This window comes from bacterium, assembly GCA_040755755.1.
Classification (GTDB): Bacteria; SZUA-182; SZUA-182; order DTGQ01; family DTGQ01; genus DTGQ01.
In genome coordinates, this window is record JBFLZW010000033.1 from 117,633 (window position 1) to 135,069 (window position 17,437).

Genomic DNA, 17,437 nt, shown 5'->3' on the forward strand with positions numbered 1-17,437 from the left:
TCTCCCTCGACCCAAGGGCAATATTATTACCTTATGGCAGCGATTTTCCCCCTCTCCCCTCCGGGTTTCAGGGGCGGACAGTTTTAATTTATCAGAGGCAGCCTCCTGTTGTTACTACCCCGGCATGCCGCACCCCAAGGAAAGCGGTGTCGTGCCACCGCAGTCCAAAGCGGCTGCCGCCGCAGTTGACGATAATTAGCCGCGTATTTAAGAAGACCTGCATTGAGTGCAAACTTAGCTTCTGTAAGTGCCATTCCGGATAGACGTGGTTATTTTTATACAGAAGTCATAGCGATCATACCAAAACAAAAGCAGGGGATGATCAATAATCAGGCAGGGCTTTTGGCCCGGCACCAGGCATGGCTTTTGACCGCAGGCAAAGGAGGGTATGAATCTTGCTTAAATCAGGATGAGGTTTAAAAGTTTAATCTACCCATAAGTATTAATCTCAGGATTAAGTGGTTATTACACTATCATGTTTTCATTAGACCTGGTTGCAGAATGGAGGTAAGGTCGATGAGTATGTATGAATCCGAGGACTTTGTACGTTTTTCCCTGAGAACAGCCGCTCGACGGTTAGGCTGTATTTGGTTGATGGTCCTGCTGATCATCGTGGGACGTAGCCTCGCTCAAGCTGCCAGCCTGACCGCAAGCGCAGCCACAGGTGCAATCCAGGGGAAGATTACTGACCAGAGTGGTCAGCGTCTGACCAATATTCAGGTCCTGGCTGTGCAGCAGCAAAGCGGCACTGCCGCGTATACCCCTTTCCCCTATGATCTCGGTGCTTTCCCACCCTGGATGCCAGAAGAATTAAGTAACGATCCCGATCTCTATCTTTATCCATATCGCTCGTATGGTGCTCCCGGTTTGGAATACACTCCTCCTCAGGTTTACAAGACCCTGAGCGAGGCTGATGGAACCTTTCTCCTCGGCAGTCTGCCGGACGGAAGGTACCGGCTCTGGGCTTATGATCCCCAGGGCCGGGGATTTGCGCCCGCAATATTTGGCCTTGATGCCGGTCAGGGAGGGGGCAGCCTGTCCTCTTATTCATACCCTGCTGCTTCCAGCATCCTGATCAGGGTCCATGCCGGGCAAACTGCCGGGCCGATCTCCCTGACCATGACTTTGGGCGGGAAACTGTCCGGCCAGGTGACCGATGCAGCCACCGGCAAGCCGATCAGCGGTGCCCGGATCACGGCTTCGAGCCAGAATACCCCCCCCGGCTTTTGTACCCTCTCCGATTCCAGCGGAAAGTTTACCTTTCCCGGTCTGCCGGTGGGAACCTGCTTGCTGGATGCAGGGGCTGAAGGATATATCGGCAGCAGTACCCTATACAGCCCGTCGATGAGTAATTATTATAGCGTATCAGCCGGTCAGACAACAGGCGGCTGTACCATCACCCTGAGGCGCGGCGGGAGCGTGTCCGGTAAAATCACCAGCAAGGTTGATGGAAAGCCGGTTGCCAATGCCGAAGTTGTCTGCTTCAAGGGAACAAGTGGTTATTTCATGTCTACTCCGGCTGTCAGCAAAGCCGATGGCACTTACCGCATCAGCGGTCTTGAGCCGGGCACCTATATTCCCCTGGTTCAGTATGCTCCCGGCTTTAAGGGTGCCTACTATCCGAATACCCAGGACCAGGAGCAGGCCGGTGAAATCCAGGTGGAAGAGGGGAAGGAGACAGGCTCCGTCAATCTTCAGCTCACCCCCACAGGAGGCAAGGGAATCATCCGGGGACGGATCATCGATAAGACAAGCGGCCTTCCGGTGGCAGGAATTCAGGTCAACCTGAATAAATCCTATTACGATTCCGCCAATCCCATTCCGCTTCCGCTCCCGGTGGTGGACCCTGTCCCGTTCCCGGAGCCCGGAAAAGCGGTTATCATGAGAAACCGGGCTGATGCAGTGTCAGGTGCCGCGCCGGTTAATGCAGTCAGCAGCGCATCCGCTCCTCAGACGGGGTATGCCACCTCCGGAGCGGCAACCACAACTGCCGGTCCCGAGATTCTATCCAGCGGCATGGCAGTTACGGTCACCGCCTCCGATGAACCTGCAATATCACCATTATCAAGTACCTCCGCCCTTCTGGGTTACGCCGCACCCTATGGCATGGTATCATCACCCCTCGATTCCCCAGTCTCTTCCCGCTCCTATCTGCCCTCTCTGGACTACCCGCGCTTCAAGCCGGTCCTGACCGATGAGCAGGGAAGATTTGAATTTACCGGCCTGGAAAACGGCAGCTATGAATTGAACATCTATGATATGAGCGGCAAATATCTTGGCACCCGGTATCCGGAATATCCCAGGGGCAACTGGTCAGAGTATACCCCGGATTACCTTGAGCTGTCTGCACAGCAGCCTTCCATCGAAGGGATTGAGATTGCCCTGCAAAAAGGAGGGACCCTTGAAGGCAAGGTCATGGCCGGGTCCACCCCGTTAGCCGGAATTTCTGTCAGCGTCATAAGCTCAGGCACCGGGTATAAGGGAGCGTATGGTTATCCCCTCTATGCCAGCAGCTATTATTACGGCGGCGGGTCACAGGATATGACCGATACGGATGGAGAATTCGTCATCCGCGGCCTGGCGGAAGACGGGTATATGGTGCTGGCTGTGAGCCAGACAGGAACCCATAACTACCTGCCCACATTCTGCCTGGATCAGAATGCAGGGGAAGAAACGCCGCGTACGTTCAAAGTTACTCCAGGCAGCACCACCAGCGGCATCGTAATCACCATGAAGCCGGGTGCCTCCATCAGCGGCAGGGTTGTGGACAAGGCCGGAAGACCCCTGGCCGGAATCATGATGTCCGCAGACCCTGAAGACTATTCTTCTTATAACCCGGAGAAATGGGGGGATAGTTATTACTATGCATCCAGCACAAATGCCGTGACCGCGCAGGATGGAACTTATACCCTGGCCGGTCTGTCCAAAGGAACCTATATCCTGCGGGCCTGGGATCAGAATCAGAAATACCTGGACGGCTGTCAGTCAGGCTTTACCGTCTCTCCTCCGGACCAGGTTTCAGCGCCTGATATGATCCTGGCGAAGAGCCTGATTCTCTCCGGGAAGGTAACTTCCACAGACGGTACACCTCTGGCTGAGGTCATGGTTTGCGCTACCCTCGATTCCTCTCCGGCAGGCAGCAGCGGCAAGGAACCTGTCCGCACCGCGAATCAGCAGACCGGGGCCTACGACTCCTGCTCTGCTTATTCTTCTCCGAGGTACCAGGCACAAGGCTACACCGGCAAAGACGGCACCTATCAGATAACCGGCCTTATGACTGGAACCTACCGGCTTGAGGCTGTCGATCATACGAATGGATACCTGTCAGCCCAATATGGGACCGGTTCTTCGCCCGCGCTCGTAACCGGGGCAGAGGGCGAGGAGAAGACCGGCCTTGACTTTCGCCTCAGCCGGGGTGGAATAGTGAAGGGTAGGGTTTACGATCAGGCAACCGGTGAGCCGGTTTCCGGCCTGACGGTTATGGCCCGGTTGATGCCTTCAGGCGAATATTCCTATCCTGCTGAACAGACGGGCAGTGGCGGCGGATATACCGGATATGCCACCTATGGAACCTCGTATGTTTCTCCGGCAGGCGATAGCGGATACGGCTATGCTGTTCCAGAGATGACGCCTGAAGCATCGATGGTGCAACAAGAGCCGGATTCAGATGACGGCCAGGGGAATCTCTACATTAAGGATTACCGGGCACAGGCAGGTGAAGAGGTAGAAATTCCGGTCGTCCTCCAGACAGGCTCACATGAGGTTTCCTCCCTTGGCTTTGAAGTTATCTATGATCCGGGTGCTCTGGAATACCTCGGCTTTGAGAAGTCAAAGTTGGCTTCTTCCCTGAGCATGTTCGATGCTTCCCTGCTCGATCACGGCAGGATCAGGATCGGCGGATATTCTTTCACCGGCTCTATCCCGGAAGGGGCAGATGATTTTCTGGTCCTGTTGAAATTCAGGGTTGGCGATGGGCTCCTGAACCAATGTTATCCTCTGGAGCTGGAAAACCTCATGGACGATCTGGCTGGTTTTGCCACAAGAAACGGATCTTTCTGTGCCGCCAGTGCCGAATCCTTCGGGAGTTATCCTGCTTCGATGATATCTGCCACACCCATACTTCCGGTTATACCTGGTGGCCCGGTAATCACACCTGGCGGTACAGTAATCGCACCCACGGTAGTTAAGCCCATTGAGCCCCCCATCGTACCCACGACAGAGCCTCCATCCATATCACCGCTCCCACCGCCTCCTCCGGCGACGACCAGTATAATGCCGACCGACTATGGGCGGTATCCCGGCTATATACCGGGGCAGATTACTTATTATTACTCAACTCCCACTGACAGCCAGGGGAATTACACCCTGCAAGGGCTTCCGGCTGGTAAATACCTGCTGGTAATTTCAACAACTGAGAAAAATTATCTGGCTCAATACTATCCGGGTGTCAGCAGCGAGAGCGAAGCCACCCCGATCGAGATCAGTGCCGACCAGGTTGTCGAGAATATCAACTTTAGCCTGGCTCCGGGCATTATCCTCAAGGGCGTAGTCAAGGATGCCGCAACCGGCAGACCGATAACCACAGGATGTTTGGTCAGATTAACCACCGGGCAGGGGTTGGATATCGGCAGGAACACCTCTACCAGTTCAACCGGGGAGTACCAGTTCAAGGGACTTCGTCCGGGTACCTGCCTGGTTCAGGCTACCGGCTGCCAGTATTATCATGACGGCTTTTATCGGCTGCCGGGTACTGATCCGAAGGCATCCAGCCCCGTCACCATCTCCGCCCCCGGTCCGGTGGAAGGGATCGATATCCTTGTCCAGCCCAAAGCCTCGATCAGCGGACGGGTAGTGGATGAGATCGACCATCAGACACCATTGGCCAGGATACTGATTACGGCCATTCCATCGCTGTATTCAAATCTTTCCGCCAGATATTATTACGGGTATCAGGCAATCACCGATGCTGATGGCCGGTACACCATCAATGGCCTGGAAGAAGGGGATTACCTGATCATGGCCCGTGATCCTGCCCATGTCTACGGCCAGGAATATTACAAAGATGTCCCCGTCAATCAGCCGGACAAAGCCACAGCCGTTCATGTCGCCCGTTCGGAAGTCAGAGGAGGAATCGACCTTGAGCTTCAGGTAGGGGAAACCTATACCGGCACCGGCAGCAGTCAGAAGCAATCAACGAGCGGCGCATATTATGGAAGTTCTACGGTTCCAGGCTCGGTCTATGGTTACTCTAACTATTACCTCCAGGCAACCGGAAGCTCTGACCTTTATGGCGGCCTGGCTGGCTATGGTGCCGGACTTGGCGGCCTGGATGCAGACCGGCAGGCGCAATGGTATGCGTCTCAAACCGCGACAGCTCAAAATCCGGCTCAGAGTCCGATCCCACCGGAACAGGCACCCAATACTCAGCCTCCGGAGATCACTTCATCAAATTCCGTGGACAGGGTCAAGGCAGGCCGCACCTTTACCTATAAGGTTGAGGTGAAAAGCTCAGCAGATAATACCCCCCTAAAGCACAGCCTGCTGCTGGGACCGGAGGGCATGGACATCGATCCTGATACCGGTCTGGTTCAATGGACTCCGTCCAACAAAGATGCCGGATCGTGCATTGTTCAGGTAATGGTCGATAACGGCAACGGGCAGGTAGCTTCGCAATCCTTCCGCCTGCGGGTCGAGGAAGACAAGACACCGCCTGAGGAAGTCAAAGGTCTGACTGCTGTGAAAGGAGATAGGAAGGTCATCCTTTCCTGGATACCCGCTGCGGACCGCGATGGCGATCTGGCAGATCAGATTCTGTATATCAGGGAAGGGCAGAAGGACAGTACGGTGATCAGCCTTGGAAAAAACACTTCCGGATATACCGTGGAGAATCTGAAGAATGATCAGCAGTATACCTTCAGGATTGCGACAGTGGACAAACTGGAGAATGCCAGCACCGGCGTGACCGTAACCGCAACTCCCGGCAGGGAGCAGGCTGCCACTACGGTGGCTTCCCCGTGGTCATCCTGGTATACAGGGCTTACTGCAACGAATTACCTGTTCGCAGGAAATACGGGCACAGCAGGTCTGTGGGGAACCCTGCCATCCCTGAATTTTTCTTCAGGATATTCGGTCTGGCCTGGCATCGGCATGTGGGGAACAACCTCACCTTCCTGGGCATCTTCTTCCTGGACATCTTCTTCATTGGTTCAGTCTAACAACCTTTTCGGTTCGTCGAACCTCTGGTCATCTTCGTCCGTGTCATCGCCATTCTGGCCAGGCAACACAAGTGCTCTGGGACTGCTGCTGAATCTTTCGTCAGGTACATCCCTGAATTCCTCAGCGGCCAGTTCCTGGTTGACTAATTCCTCGACAGGCTCCTGGGGAGGAAATTCCGGAACGAGATATCTCTGGGGTTCAGATAACCAAGATTCGTGGACCCGGAACCTGCAATCATGGTATCTTTTATACTAAATACTCAGTAGCGGTAAGTACTGACAGAGGGAATTAACCCGGCCAGTCAGTCATACTCTTACCATGATAGGCGGGGCCTTTCAACCCCGCCTATCGATTTTTTGTCTGGAAAAGGTAGAAGGCGATTCAGGTGATGAGGAAATGGGAATGAGATGGCAAAGCAGGATTCAATCATGGTCCGGATTAATTCTTACGAAGTTGTCCCAGAGCTTGATTTCATCTGTACAGGCCGCCTGCTGCGAAGGTTTTGAGATATGCTCTCCGGCAGGCTGCCTCCTGTTGTTCACCCTGCTCATCCTGCTTCCCGTGAGCCGGATAGCGGAAGCATCCCACTTTCAGGAGGTAACACCTACACCGACCTGGATGTATCTTTCCGGGCTTTTTACCATTGACGGCCAGGATGCAGTTACCGGCGACGAGGTCGGTGTATTCGATGAACGGGGGCTCCTTGTAGGCCGCACTACCGTTACGGTCAGGGGAAGATATGGCGTGATGAAAGTCTATGGGGATGACCCCGCCACTTCCAGGCACGATGGAGCAATTATCAACAGCAAGCTGACCCTTAAATTCTGGAAGGCAAGCTCAAGGACTGAGACCATCATTACCCGGGATGATATATCTTTAATAATCCGGGGACCTTTTGGCCCATCAGACTTTCCTCTGCGATGGACGGGGCACAGGGATAAGTATGTCGTCCATGTAGCGGCAAAGGAGAAAGCAACTCATGTCCCCCTTCTTTCAGGGTGGGGAGGGATTGCAGCCGCAGCCTTTCTGCTTCTCGTCCTGACTGTGTATGTGGAGAGAAAGATCGGTTAGTCTCCCGGCACAGGGCTCAGGAAGCGATGCACATCGACCAGGTTGGTGGACAAGTCCCACCAGCCATTTTTCAGGGAAGCGTAATCCGGCCCCTGCATGGCTGAAGCAAACCGCACGGAGTTAGCGAAGAAAAGCCATTGCCTTGTCCACCTTTGCTCGATTGCCTCGTCGAACGGATTGGTCCGGTCGGCTAACCCTCTCTGCCAGGCTCTGGAAAGGAGGACCGTAGCGGTCCTGGTCATTTTGTTGGTTTCCGAAACAGTGGAATCAAACCTGGCAAAGTGTCCATCTGTCCAGACAGAACCATGAACCCCATGATCCTCACCCATAACCGTATTCGTTCTGGGGGCAACACATTCATCACCAATAGCGGAGGAGAATCAATTTATCCTGGGTCCTGATTGCTAACCATTGACACAAGAAATGGAATATGTTAAAAGATATTGTTTAGTTTATGCGCCCGTAGCTCAGTAATGGATAGAGCAAGGGATTCCTAATCCCTGTGCCGGAGGTTCGAGTCCTCTCGGGCGCACTCAAATAATTCAGAGGGTTCAGGAAAATCATCTTTTCATGGCTCAGGATTTTCTGAATAGCCCCAGTCGGCACTCCTTTGTGTTTCATAATTGAGGCACCGAAATGCCGGAGAGCATGAAACCGAAAATAGGTAACCCCTGCCTTCCTACATAAAGTACGTAAGATCCTCTTGCGATCTATGTATGGCCCTTCTATCATTGCCCCTGTCTTGGAGCTCCGGCATCTTTGCCAGAATACCCAGGATTTGGTTTTATCCCTGGCCTTATACCTTTGGGAAAGGATGTCGTATACTCTTTTAGTCATTACCACCTTACGGCCGGTTAAGTGGCCTCCCTTTTTCTTCCTGGTATACAGGGTAATGGCCTTTTCCTCGAAATGAACATCGTCCCACGTCAGTTTGTTGATCTCTCCCACTCTTGCCACAGTATCCAGAATCATATACAGGTAATCACGGGTATCTGAATCCGCGGCCATGACTACTTTCAATACATCTTCTTTGGATGGGATATACTTCCTTCTTTTTTCGATAGGGAGTTTTTTAATTTTAGCAGCCGGATTTTCTGAAATGAGCTCTTGTTCTATTCCCCAGCCAAATACCGCCTTGAGATATCGAAGGTCTTTGTTGGCCGCATGGCTTGAAATAAGACTTCGGTCTAAGATAAACTCCTCAACCATGTTTCTGGCAATTGCGTCACAAGGGATATGATCCCATTTATCAATCCATCGGCGAGCCATATAAATATAAGCATCATAATAGATCTTTGTATGATGAGCCTTCACATAGTCCAGTCTTTTATCTACGAGGTCGCCGAAGGTTATGGCGATCTTCTCCTTTACTGCCGGAGTGGGGTTCCTTACCTCTTCTTTGTGGACTAACATTGCCTTTTTGGCTTCGCTCTTTGTTTTGAACCATATAAATTAACTTGGTAAAATTTTTCTCTTCTTCGCCTATTTTTATAGGCACATGTTCAGCTAATAGTTAAAAGTGTGAATTTTATATTGTTGTTTTGTGAGCAACGCCTTTTTCAGAATCAGAGAGCAGGGACTTACTCGAACCCCCGACCTACGGATCCGTAGGCAGTTTCCCGGCTAATTCATCTATCATAAGAAACAACTAACTAATTGTAACCTTGTACTTTTGCCTGTCACAACTTATCATTGTTTATCTTGATTTTTCTCTGCCTGGACACAAAAGCGCACACAAATGCGCACACAGATAAGTGCGAATTCATGAGGAGAAAAGAACCAGGAGACAGGAGGCTGAGTCAGAGCTTACCAAGATCAAGGGGGAATTGAAACAAAAATCCATGCAGTTAGACAGTAATCTTTCCTCCTGATTCTTTTCCTTCTTTTTAGCTATAGTGCCTTTTTAGCCAGGCACTAATGGTTTGGTCAATCTGATCACGGACCTGACGGAATTTCACCAACTTTTCCTCATCTGATCCCTGACAGGTTGCCGGATCCTCAAATGGCCAGTGCATCCTCTGGCTGGCAACCGGGAAAGCAGCAGCGGGGCATTTTTCATCAGCATCGCCGCAGAGAGTAATCAGATAATCAAAACGTATCCTCCCCATATATTCATGGATACTTTTCGAATACTGACCACTCAGATCAATACCGACCTCTGCCAGAACCTGCTTCGCATAAGGATTGATGCCTTTTGGCTCAATACCGGCACTATATACCTCAAACCGGTCACCGGCAGAGGTTCTGAGCAAAGCCTCAGCCATCTGGCTGCGTGCCGAATTGCCAATGCAGAAAAAGAGAATTTTTATTTTACCCATAATAAACCTCCTGCTATTGAGTGTGTTGCCTTGGTGATTCCAGACCGATCCTCCTTCAGGTTGAACTATACCATCATACTAATAAAATCGGCGAGAGACAAGAGTGGCAAGTCGTGCCGGTAATGCCTTTACATAATACGTAACGTCCTTACCTGATACTTAACTCTTCTCATGCAAAACCGTCTCAGGGGCAGAAATTTACCTTGCCCCGAGTACCAAGATTCACATGATTAATTGTCTAACAAAAAAATAACACTTTCTTGATATTTCCCTAGCAAAGGCTGTTTATCATACTAACAGTGTTTGACTCTCAGAATTTCCCCGATCGATCTTGATTGCGCTGACCATAGTACCAAACACAACTCTGAACGAAGAGCCGATCACACGGTTTATATCTTACCATTGGTATTCCAAAATTTTCACGGCCACCATGCGTTGGGAATTTACGGGGCGAAGCTTTATTTTCAAGAGCAGGCAGGAAAAAATGGCCACACAAAGTAATGAGAGGCAGAAAATGAAGAGAATTTCCAGGAAAGAGCAGGCATATATCGTTATTATCCTATTCATGAGTCTTTGGATTACCCACTGTTCCTCTCCAAAGGAGATGAAGGATAAGTTCCATACCAGAGGTATGGAATTATTAAAAAAATCGAATTATCCAAAAGCCAAGCTGGAATTCAAAAACGCCCTGAAAATCGATCCTCAGTTTGACAAAGGGTACTATGGCCTGGCTTACTGTGAATTTTACCAGCATGATTTTAAGAAAGCCTTTGCCCTGGCCAGTAAGGCGGTTGAGCTGAATCCGGGGTATCTGGATGCCCATAATCTCCTGGGCCGGATATATTTTATGGCCGGAAGATTGGATGAAGCCGGGGAAAAGGCTGACATCGTATTGAAAAAGGAACCCTCGAACACTGAAGCTCTTCTTCTCCAATCCTCTCTCTTCCTTGCCAGGAAAAAGTATCCCCAGGCAGAGGAAATGCTCAGAAAAGTCATTGCCCGTGAAGACAAACGGGGGGAAGCCTATTTATTGCTTTCCGAGGTTTATTTCCAGCAGAAAGACTTGAACAGGGCAAAGGGTATATTACGGGAGGGGATAGCAAAGAATAAGGACAATCAGACACTCTCAATCGCCCTGGCAGATTTTTACATCCAGGAGAATAACTTAGCGGCAGCGGAGAAAATATATCAGGATAATGGCCATCAGCTTCTCCTTGCCCGGTTTTATTTTGAAGTTGCCAAATCACCGGCTAAGGGGACAGCAGTCTTACGGAAGCTGATCGATGAAAAACCGGATAACGAGGAATATCGGATTCTGTTAGCCCGGACATACGCTGCTCATAAAAAAGAGGCTCAAGCCGAGCAGACCTTGCAGGAGGGGATCAGGAAGATATCTCCGGGGTACAAGCTGCGACTCGCTCTGGCAGAATTTTATCGAGGTCATCGGCAGGTGGAAAAAGCCATTGAGCTTTTGAAAGAATCATCGGCCATTGAACCGGAGAGTGTGGATTCTCTGGGAATATCGAATCGTCTTGCCCGGCTCTATTGTGATCAGAATAGAGCCGATTTAGCTTTATCGGAACTGAACCGGGTAATCAAGAAAAATCCCAAGGATTTCCAGGCCCATTTCCTGCGGGGGGAGATATTTCTGAACGACAAAAAGGGGCTTGAGGCCGTCGGAGAGTTTAACCATTGCCTTAACCAGGAGCCTGATTACGCCCCGGCCTATGACCGGCTGGCCAGAGCCCATCTCATCAACCACGAAGAGAAACTTGCGGTGGACTACCTCAAGAAAGCTCTCAGCCTGAATCCCGGACTGTACTCGTCTCTTGATGTACTGCTTGCCATCTACCGGAGACAGGGGGCGGTAGAGGATATCATCGCCCAGCTCAAGGCACTGGAAGAAAAAAATCCCAAGGATATTAATATCCTTGGCAAACTTGGGGATACCTTTTCGAGAACCGGTGACCTGAAGAATGCCGAAAGCTACTATCAAAAGGTTCTGGACATAGATCCGAACAATCATATTGCCTGGTATCAATCAGGATTATTGTCCATAAAGCGGAAAAACAATCAGGAGGCAAAAACAAGGTTTCAGAAGGCACTTGCAGCTAATCCAGGCTTTTTCAGTGCATTCGAGGGCATGGTCATCTGTCTTCTCGAAGAGAAAAAAACCGATGAGGCCCTTGCACTCTGTTCCCAAAATCTCCAGAAGTTTCCAAGCCAGGCCGTGCATGCCCTGATAGGCCGTATCCATATCGCCAGACAGGATGGAGAGCAGGCGAAAAAATCCTTTACCCAGGCTATCATGGCCCAGCCGGCCTGGATGCTCCCCTATTCATACCTGGTCGAGCTGTTCTGCCGGGAGGGAAAGCAAAGTGAGGGTCTGACGTATTTTCAGGAGCTGAAAAAGAAGTATCCCCACCAGCCCCTGGCAGATTTTTCCCGCGGGATGCTGCATGTAAAAAGTAAAGAATATGATAAGGCCAGGCAGGTCTTTGAGCAGGTTCTGGCGGAGGACCCCAAGTTCACGCTGGCTGCCAATAACCTGGCTTACCTGTATGCTGAATATTTCCCCTCACAAGAAAACCTGGAGAAGGGGCGGCAACTGGCCGCTCAGGTCATTCAGGATGATCCTTATCAATATAATACCATGGATACGTTAGCCTGGATTTACTGTAAGCAGGGTGATTACAAAAAGGGAATAGATATTTACCAGAAGTTTGGACAATCGCGCCTGAGTAATCCCGTGTATGCCTATCACCTGGGAGTATGCTATCTGAAAAAAGGTGATAAAGACAATGCCTGTCTCTACCTGAAAAAGGCTGCCGCCTCCCCGGCGAATGTCGTTGAAACCCGGGAGGCGAAGAAAGAACTGGAGAAGCTCAGGCTGTAGTCTGGACCATTGGAGGATTTCAGGGTGACAGAACAAGGTAATAACAGAAAACCAAAAAATACCAGTGAGAAAAACCAAAACATGGATGCCCGGAAAAGCAGAATGGACAGCACAAAAAAATTCACCACTCTTTTAGAGTACCTCAGGGGATTATCTGAGGAAAAGTTCACCGGCTATATCAAGATAAATTTTACCCAAGGGAGCATAGCAAAGGTCGAAAAATTTGAAGAGGTGTTAAAACATTAACCACCAAATATTGGATAAGGTAACGATGAGAAACAAAATAACATTTTTAGTCTGTCTTGTCCTGGCAGCAGTTACGAGTATCGTTTTTCCCTCTCAGTCTATGGCGGGCTTTGGAAGTCATCATCTGATTCAGGTAATCTATCGGGACGGTGATAATGAGGTAGGTGTTGATTTAGGGGATATCGAGGACCCGAACATCTCCAAGAAGGATAACCTGCTGGTAAAGTCTGGCGAAGGCTTTAAAATTAACTACCTTAACAATAATAGCTGGGAAAATGTATACCTGGGTATTTTCTCCTACAGCAAGAATGAAAGTGGCGAGTTCGCCTATTTTATAACCACGAAGCCGACAGAGCCCAGTATTAACCAGAAAAGCTTCACTTCTTTCATGAATGCCTATAAGACTACGGTGCTTAACTATTATGGACTCCGGGAGGTAACCCATCTGAGCGACAGGCTGGTTCAGGGTATTGCTCAACACTCTTGCTCATATTGGACAAAAATGGATTCACAGAGCGCACCGGGACAATATGCCGGACTGTTGAAGCAACTGGATGGAATAATAGGTGAAAAACATTTAGGTGAAACACCGGGTCAAATACTGGTAACGGACGGTTTTGATTTTGATACGGGTCCGAATCCTTATTTCGATGTATACCTTTATAAAGTTAAAAAAACAGGAAGTCAAACTGCTGTAATTATTCCCGGTGAGAATACACCGTATGTTGCTACGATTCGCATTTATGCCGACGGCTGCACCGTAATGAATCCTTACGTTCCCTTGACCTTAACCCTGACTTTAACTATCAACGGACAGGGGAGCGTCAGGCTTGGCCACCCCCTGAATCAAACTTATACCCAAAACACTGCCATTAATCTCCTTGAAGGTACCCGGTTCGATCTTGAAGCCATAGCGGCTGAAGGATGGACATTTGAAGTATGGGGAGGGGGTCTTGAAGGGATTAGCATTCCAGCCACCACCCTGGAGATGGATATGCACAAAGAGGTAATCGCCTCCTTCAGGGAAAATACTCTCGATAATCAATGCTGGGGAGGGGATTTTGACAATGACGGGGATGTCGATGGAAAAGATCTGGTCAAATATCGTAACTGTAAGGCTGATTTAAACGGCGACGGTAAGCTGGATGATGAGGATGCGGCACTGTTTGCTCTATCGTTCGGGAGAACCGGCTGTCCGGATAACTCCACTCCTCCCCCATTTAATCAATATATCGCCTCAGTCACCACCGAAGGTAATGGCAAGGTACTGGAAAACCAGATAAGCTGCGATGAGATCGAGCTTACAGCCCAGCCTGATTCAGGCTGGGCATTTACAGGATGGAGTGGCGATCTGTCAGGCACCGACAGCAGCGCAACATTAACCATGAATGGCCATAAGTCGATCACAGCGATATTTGTCAAATTGCCGTACAAATTAACTATCCGGGTGGAGGGCAGGGGAACGGTAACGCCGATTGAGGGAACCTATTTTGACACCGCCACGGTCATGCTGACAGCGGCCCCGGACAGCGGGTATCAGATACATTCCTGGTGTGGAACGGACAATGACGCTACGACAGCCAATACCAATGCAGTAACCGTGTCTGGGAATCGTCTGGTGACAGTGAAATTTTCCCCGATACCTGTTTTGAATTTCGATGGAGACTTTGTGCCTGATGACGAAGAAAAAGGGCCGGGCAAAGATAACCCCAATTATGATGGTAATGGCGACGGCATTGCAGATTACCGGCAAGAAAATGTTGCTTCGATGTATACCTGGGATGACCAGTATTACGTCACTCTTGCCTCCCCAACCTTAATCCAGTCCCCGGAAATGATGGCTGTAGACCTTAACTCTCTTGCCGAAGGATATCCCCCTGGTGTTAATATCTTCTGTTTATTTCAACTGAACTTTCCGCTCGGCAATTTAAATACCGATGGATCGACAACAGTAACTCTCTATCTTCCTGCAGGAGTAACTCCCAATACGTATTATAAATATGGCCCCACATCCGATAATCCCAAGCCCCATTGGTATGAATTCTTATACGACGGCCAGACAGGAGCGCAAATTCAGGGGAATATTGTCACCCTGCATTTTATCGATGGGGCGAGGGGGGATGACGATCTCTCGGCTAATGGAGAGATTATTGATATCGGTGGTCCGGCTACTGTACCAGGGACTTCTTCCAAGGGAAGTGGTTCAGGTGGCTGTTTCGTGACTATCCTGAAAAAATTAATGAAAAATTAATAAACCGATAATAACCTCATCATAAATACGATCTATAATCTCCTCCGTAGAGTAAAAGATAGATGAATTAATAATTTGTGTAATCCATAGGGGTACTTTGCTGACTTCTCTGTTATTCAAGGACCAGGAAGCCCCATCTAAGACCGAGAGAGCGCTCTTGGATAAGCCCGATAACAAACAGTAACCACGGGGCTGTTCGAGAGCAGAGGCTATCGGGAAAGGGGGTGATAACAAAGGAAGAGAAAGTCAGTAACGGTCAGGTAACGGTAAACTAAGCTAAGATTAGGCATTTCAGGTTAGGAGTATAGGATAAATCTCAGAGGCCGTGATTAAGAACGGGCCGAAAAACATGGAGATGAAAGAATGAAGAAAATTGCCAGTATTTTATTTGCGGTATGTTTATTGTTTGCCCTGAGCAGCAAGGTTAACGCTTATTGGGAAAGCGGGAATCTTATTGAGGTTATCTACAATGAGGTTTCCGGGTGGGAGATAGGAAGGGATCTTGGCGCGATCAGCTCAATGGGATCCGCAATACATGTACCTATTGCGGCGCAGCCGGGTGCCTGGGTAGCTTTTTTCGGGTATGATGGTGTGAGTGATGCTGACGGTATTAATTACTACTTTGCCACTACTGAAGATATGGTACCGTCAGTCAAGGGATCGGCCCAATCTTCCTTTGTAAGCGGCTATAATGGTTGTGTTCTTAACAACTATAAGCTCGGCGACGTACCCGCGGATGGTATAACTGAGACCTTAACGAGTTTGTCGAACTCTTATTGGGCAAAAATGGATTCATCGACTACCCGTGGTCAGTTTGCCGGTTTTAACAACGGATACGCTGAGGGTAAATTGGGTGAGGCTGCACTTACTGAGGCTGATCCCACCATGTACCTCTATCAGTTCAAAAAAACAGGGTCTACCACTGTTACGTTAATTCCAGGGCAGGGGACGGATTACCGGCTCGTGATTAATCCTGTCAATCCTGTTCCAATTCCCGGCGGTTTCCTGCTTCTCGCTTCCGGCATTCTTGGCCTTGTCGGCATTAAAAGAAGATATTCTGCCTAAGCTTTCAGCAATTTTAATTAACCTCATCACAATTTTTATTTTTCTTTGTAACTTTACCATAGCATCACTTTAATATCAGGTTAAAACAAGGAGATTAACATGTCTAAGCGATGTTTGCAGGTATTGGTTATCGTCATGGCCATTTTAGCTATGGCTGGCAGATCAGGTGCCGCTACCATCAATATTAATATTTACGGCGCTTCAGCTCAGTACCTTTTCTGGAACGATGCTGCTGATAACTTTCTGGCCAGCATCGGCTGCACCAACATCCAGCAGGCTGAGGACAGCAGTAAAAAACATGGTATAACCAAGGGCACCAAGGGTGCCGATACCTACTACATCCGGTATTCTTCCAAGGCATCCTTTGACGGAATTTATTCTTGCAAAGGTCAGGTGCCTCCTCCGGAAGTAGGCGGACAGCCTTCATGTGCAGGCAACCCCCGCAACCGTGAGATGGCAGACGAGAATAATACCAACTGGGCAACCAAGCTGGTAAATGGCCTTAAATGTGTTGAAGTGACCATTGGTGCTTCAGATGTTGGCGGTGAGTGCTTTGGCCAATATACCGAAGGTAAATTGAAAGGTCATTACGATAGAGCCAACCAGCCTTATGTTTACCGTAACGTCGGGCCAATTGATACAACCGGCATGACCATTTACAAGCCTCTGGTTGTACCGTTTGGCTTCTTTGCCAATACAGCTATTGAGACCGAGGTTTCCAACCTGACCAGGCTGCAGGCCGTACTGATTTTCGCCCGTAAGGCTTTTGTGTGGAGTGACTTTGGTCCAACCACCTACCCGGTAAAGGATATTGTTGCCTGTCTGCGCCATGCAGGTTCCGGAACCCATGCAACTCTGGATAATGTGGTCTTCAGGACAGATACCTGGCCTCTGGCCACCACTGAAGATGATTGGGGAGTGTGGTTCAATGACGGATCGTCCGACATGATGAGGTGCATCGAGCAAAATGGCGGATTTAGCACGGATACCGCTGCTGCGGTTGGTTATGCCGATGCAGACCAACTGGTTGGCACATCAAGCTATCCCCATGTCTATGCTCTGAATTATATGGGCGCATCCGCTGCCAAAGAAAACATCACCAACTGCGTCTATGATTTCTGGGCAGAACAGCATCTGTATGAATGCAATCCCAATGATTCGGTTACACATCCTATCGTTTTACAACTGATTGCTTATGCTTCCAATCCAGCCAACCTTCCCGCCAGCAAAGCCGCTTACTGGGCAACCCAGTCTGAAATGCTCTGCGAGAAGGCAAACTGCCGCGCTTATCCTCAATTCAAATAATTACTGCGCCTGAAAACATCAGCACTGAATTAAACTCATCAGGGTCAGGGCCTCTCCTCACGGGAGAGG

Annotated in this window: 10 protein-coding genes, 1 tRNA gene and 1 pseudogene; 8 read left to right on the forward strand and 4 right to left on the reverse strand. The window is 49.6% G+C overall.

Annotated features, from left to right (window positions below; genetic code table 11):
- Positions 1–91 precede the first annotated feature (91 nt).
- Complete coding sequence (locus AB1611_11450; GenBank protein ID MEW6380206.1) at positions 92–223, reverse strand: hypothetical protein; 132 nt, start codon at positions 221–223, stop codon at positions 92–94.
- A gap of 293 nt (positions 224–516) precedes the next feature.
- Here AB1611_11450 and AB1611_11455 point away from each other — a divergent pair, with 293 nt between their 5' ends.
- Together AB1611_11455 and AB1611_11460 are read left to right on the forward strand one after the other, a co-directional pair.
- Complete coding sequence (locus AB1611_11455) at positions 517–6,471, forward strand: carboxypeptidase regulatory-like domain-containing protein (protein ID MEW6380207.1); 5,955 nt, start codon at positions 517–519, stop codon at positions 6,469–6,471.
- Between the two features lie 147 nt (positions 6,472–6,618).
- Positions 6,619–7,287 (forward strand): hypothetical protein, encoded by a 669-nt coding sequence (locus AB1611_11460; GenBank protein ID MEW6380208.1) that lies wholly within the window; start codon positions 6,619–6,621, stop codon positions 7,285–7,287.
- Here AB1611_11460 and AB1611_11465 read toward each other — a convergent pair.
- Positions 7,284–7,616: a hypothetical protein gene (locus tag AB1611_11465; GenBank protein MEW6380209.1), complete on the reverse strand. Its 333-nt coding sequence runs from the start codon at positions 7,614–7,616 to the stop codon at positions 7,284–7,286. The genes AB1611_11460 and AB1611_11465 overlap by 4 nt on opposite strands.
- A gap of 127 nt (positions 7,617–7,743) precedes the next feature.
- Between AB1611_11465 and AB1611_11470 the strand changes: the two genes are divergently transcribed.
- Positions 7,744–7,819, forward strand: a tRNA-Arg gene (locus AB1611_11470).
- A 44-nt stretch (positions 7,820–7,863) separates the two neighbouring features.
- Here AB1611_11470 and AB1611_11475 read toward each other — a convergent pair.
- Positions 7,864–8,700: pseudogene (locus tag AB1611_11475) on the reverse strand (tyrosine-type recombinase/integrase).
- A gap of 473 nt (positions 8,701–9,173) precedes the next feature.
- A complete protein-coding gene (locus tag AB1611_11480) occupies positions 9,174–9,605 on the reverse strand; it encodes an arsenate reductase ArsC (GenBank protein MEW6380210.1) in 432 nt (143 codons plus the stop codon).
- Positions 9,606–10,119: 514 nt separating this feature from the next.
- On the opposite strand from AB1611_11480, the gene AB1611_11485 reads away from it, so the two are divergent.
- The 5 genes from AB1611_11485 (at position 10,120) to AB1611_11505 (ending at position 17,368) form a co-directional block, all read left to right on the forward strand.
- The gene (locus tag AB1611_11485; GenBank protein MEW6380211.1) at positions 10,120–12,501 is read left to right on the forward strand and encodes a tetratricopeptide repeat protein; all 2,382 of its coding nucleotides are present in this window, start codon (positions 10,120–10,122) and stop codon (positions 12,499–12,501) included.
- 9 nt (positions 12,502–12,510) lie between these two features.
- Positions 12,511–12,747, forward strand: coding sequence for a hypothetical protein (locus tag AB1611_11490; GenBank protein MEW6380212.1), 237 nt, complete (start codon positions 12,511–12,513; stop codon positions 12,745–12,747).
- Positions 12,748–12,772: 25 nt separating this feature from the next.
- On the forward strand, positions 12,773–14,998 hold the full coding sequence (locus AB1611_11495; GenBank protein ID MEW6380213.1) for a choice-of-anchor U domain-containing protein: 2,226 nt from the start codon (positions 12,773–12,775) through the stop codon (positions 14,996–14,998).
- A gap of 363 nt (positions 14,999–15,361) precedes the next feature.
- Positions 15,362–16,063 (forward strand): hypothetical protein, encoded by a 702-nt coding sequence (locus AB1611_11500; GenBank protein MEW6380214.1) that lies wholly within the window; start codon positions 15,362–15,364, stop codon positions 16,061–16,063.
- 99 nt (positions 16,064–16,162) lie between these two features.
- Positions 16,163–17,368, forward strand: a complete 1,206-nt coding sequence (locus AB1611_11505; protein MEW6380215.1) for a hypothetical protein — start codon at positions 16,163–16,165, stop codon at positions 17,366–17,368.
- Positions 17,369–17,437 lie beyond the last annotated feature (69 nt).

Bases quoted from the DNA above. Each gene is read 5' to 3' on its own strand.
- AB1611_11460 (MEW6380208.1), top strand. From the start codon at position 6,619: ATGAGATGGCAAAGCAGGATTCAATCATGGTCCGGATTAATTCTTACG.
- AB1611_11485 (MEW6380211.1), top strand. From the start codon at position 10,120: ATGAAGAGAATTTCCAGGAAAGAGCAGGCATATATCGTTATTATCCTA.
- AB1611_11455 (MEW6380207.1), top strand. From the start codon at position 517: ATGAGTATGTATGAATCCGAGGACTTTGTACGTTTTTCCCTGAGAACA.
- AB1611_11450 (MEW6380206.1), bottom strand. From the start codon at position 223: ATGCAGGTCTTCTTAAATACGCGGCTAATTATCGTCAACTGCGGCGGC.
- AB1611_11465 (MEW6380209.1), bottom strand. From the start codon at position 7,616: ATGGGTGAGGATCATGGGGTTCATGGTTCTGTCTGGACAGATGGACAC.
- AB1611_11500 (MEW6380214.1), top strand. From the start codon at position 15,362: ATGAAGAAAATTGCCAGTATTTTATTTGCGGTATGTTTATTGTTTGCC.
- AB1611_11505 (MEW6380215.1), top strand. From the start codon at position 16,163: ATGTCTAAGCGATGTTTGCAGGTATTGGTTATCGTCATGGCCATTTTA.
- AB1611_11495 (MEW6380213.1), top strand. From the start codon at position 12,773: ATGAGAAACAAAATAACATTTTTAGTCTGTCTTGTCCTGGCAGCAGTT.
- AB1611_11480 (MEW6380210.1), bottom strand. From the start codon at position 9,605: ATGGGTAAAATAAAAATTCTCTTTTTCTGCATTGGCAATTCGGCACGC.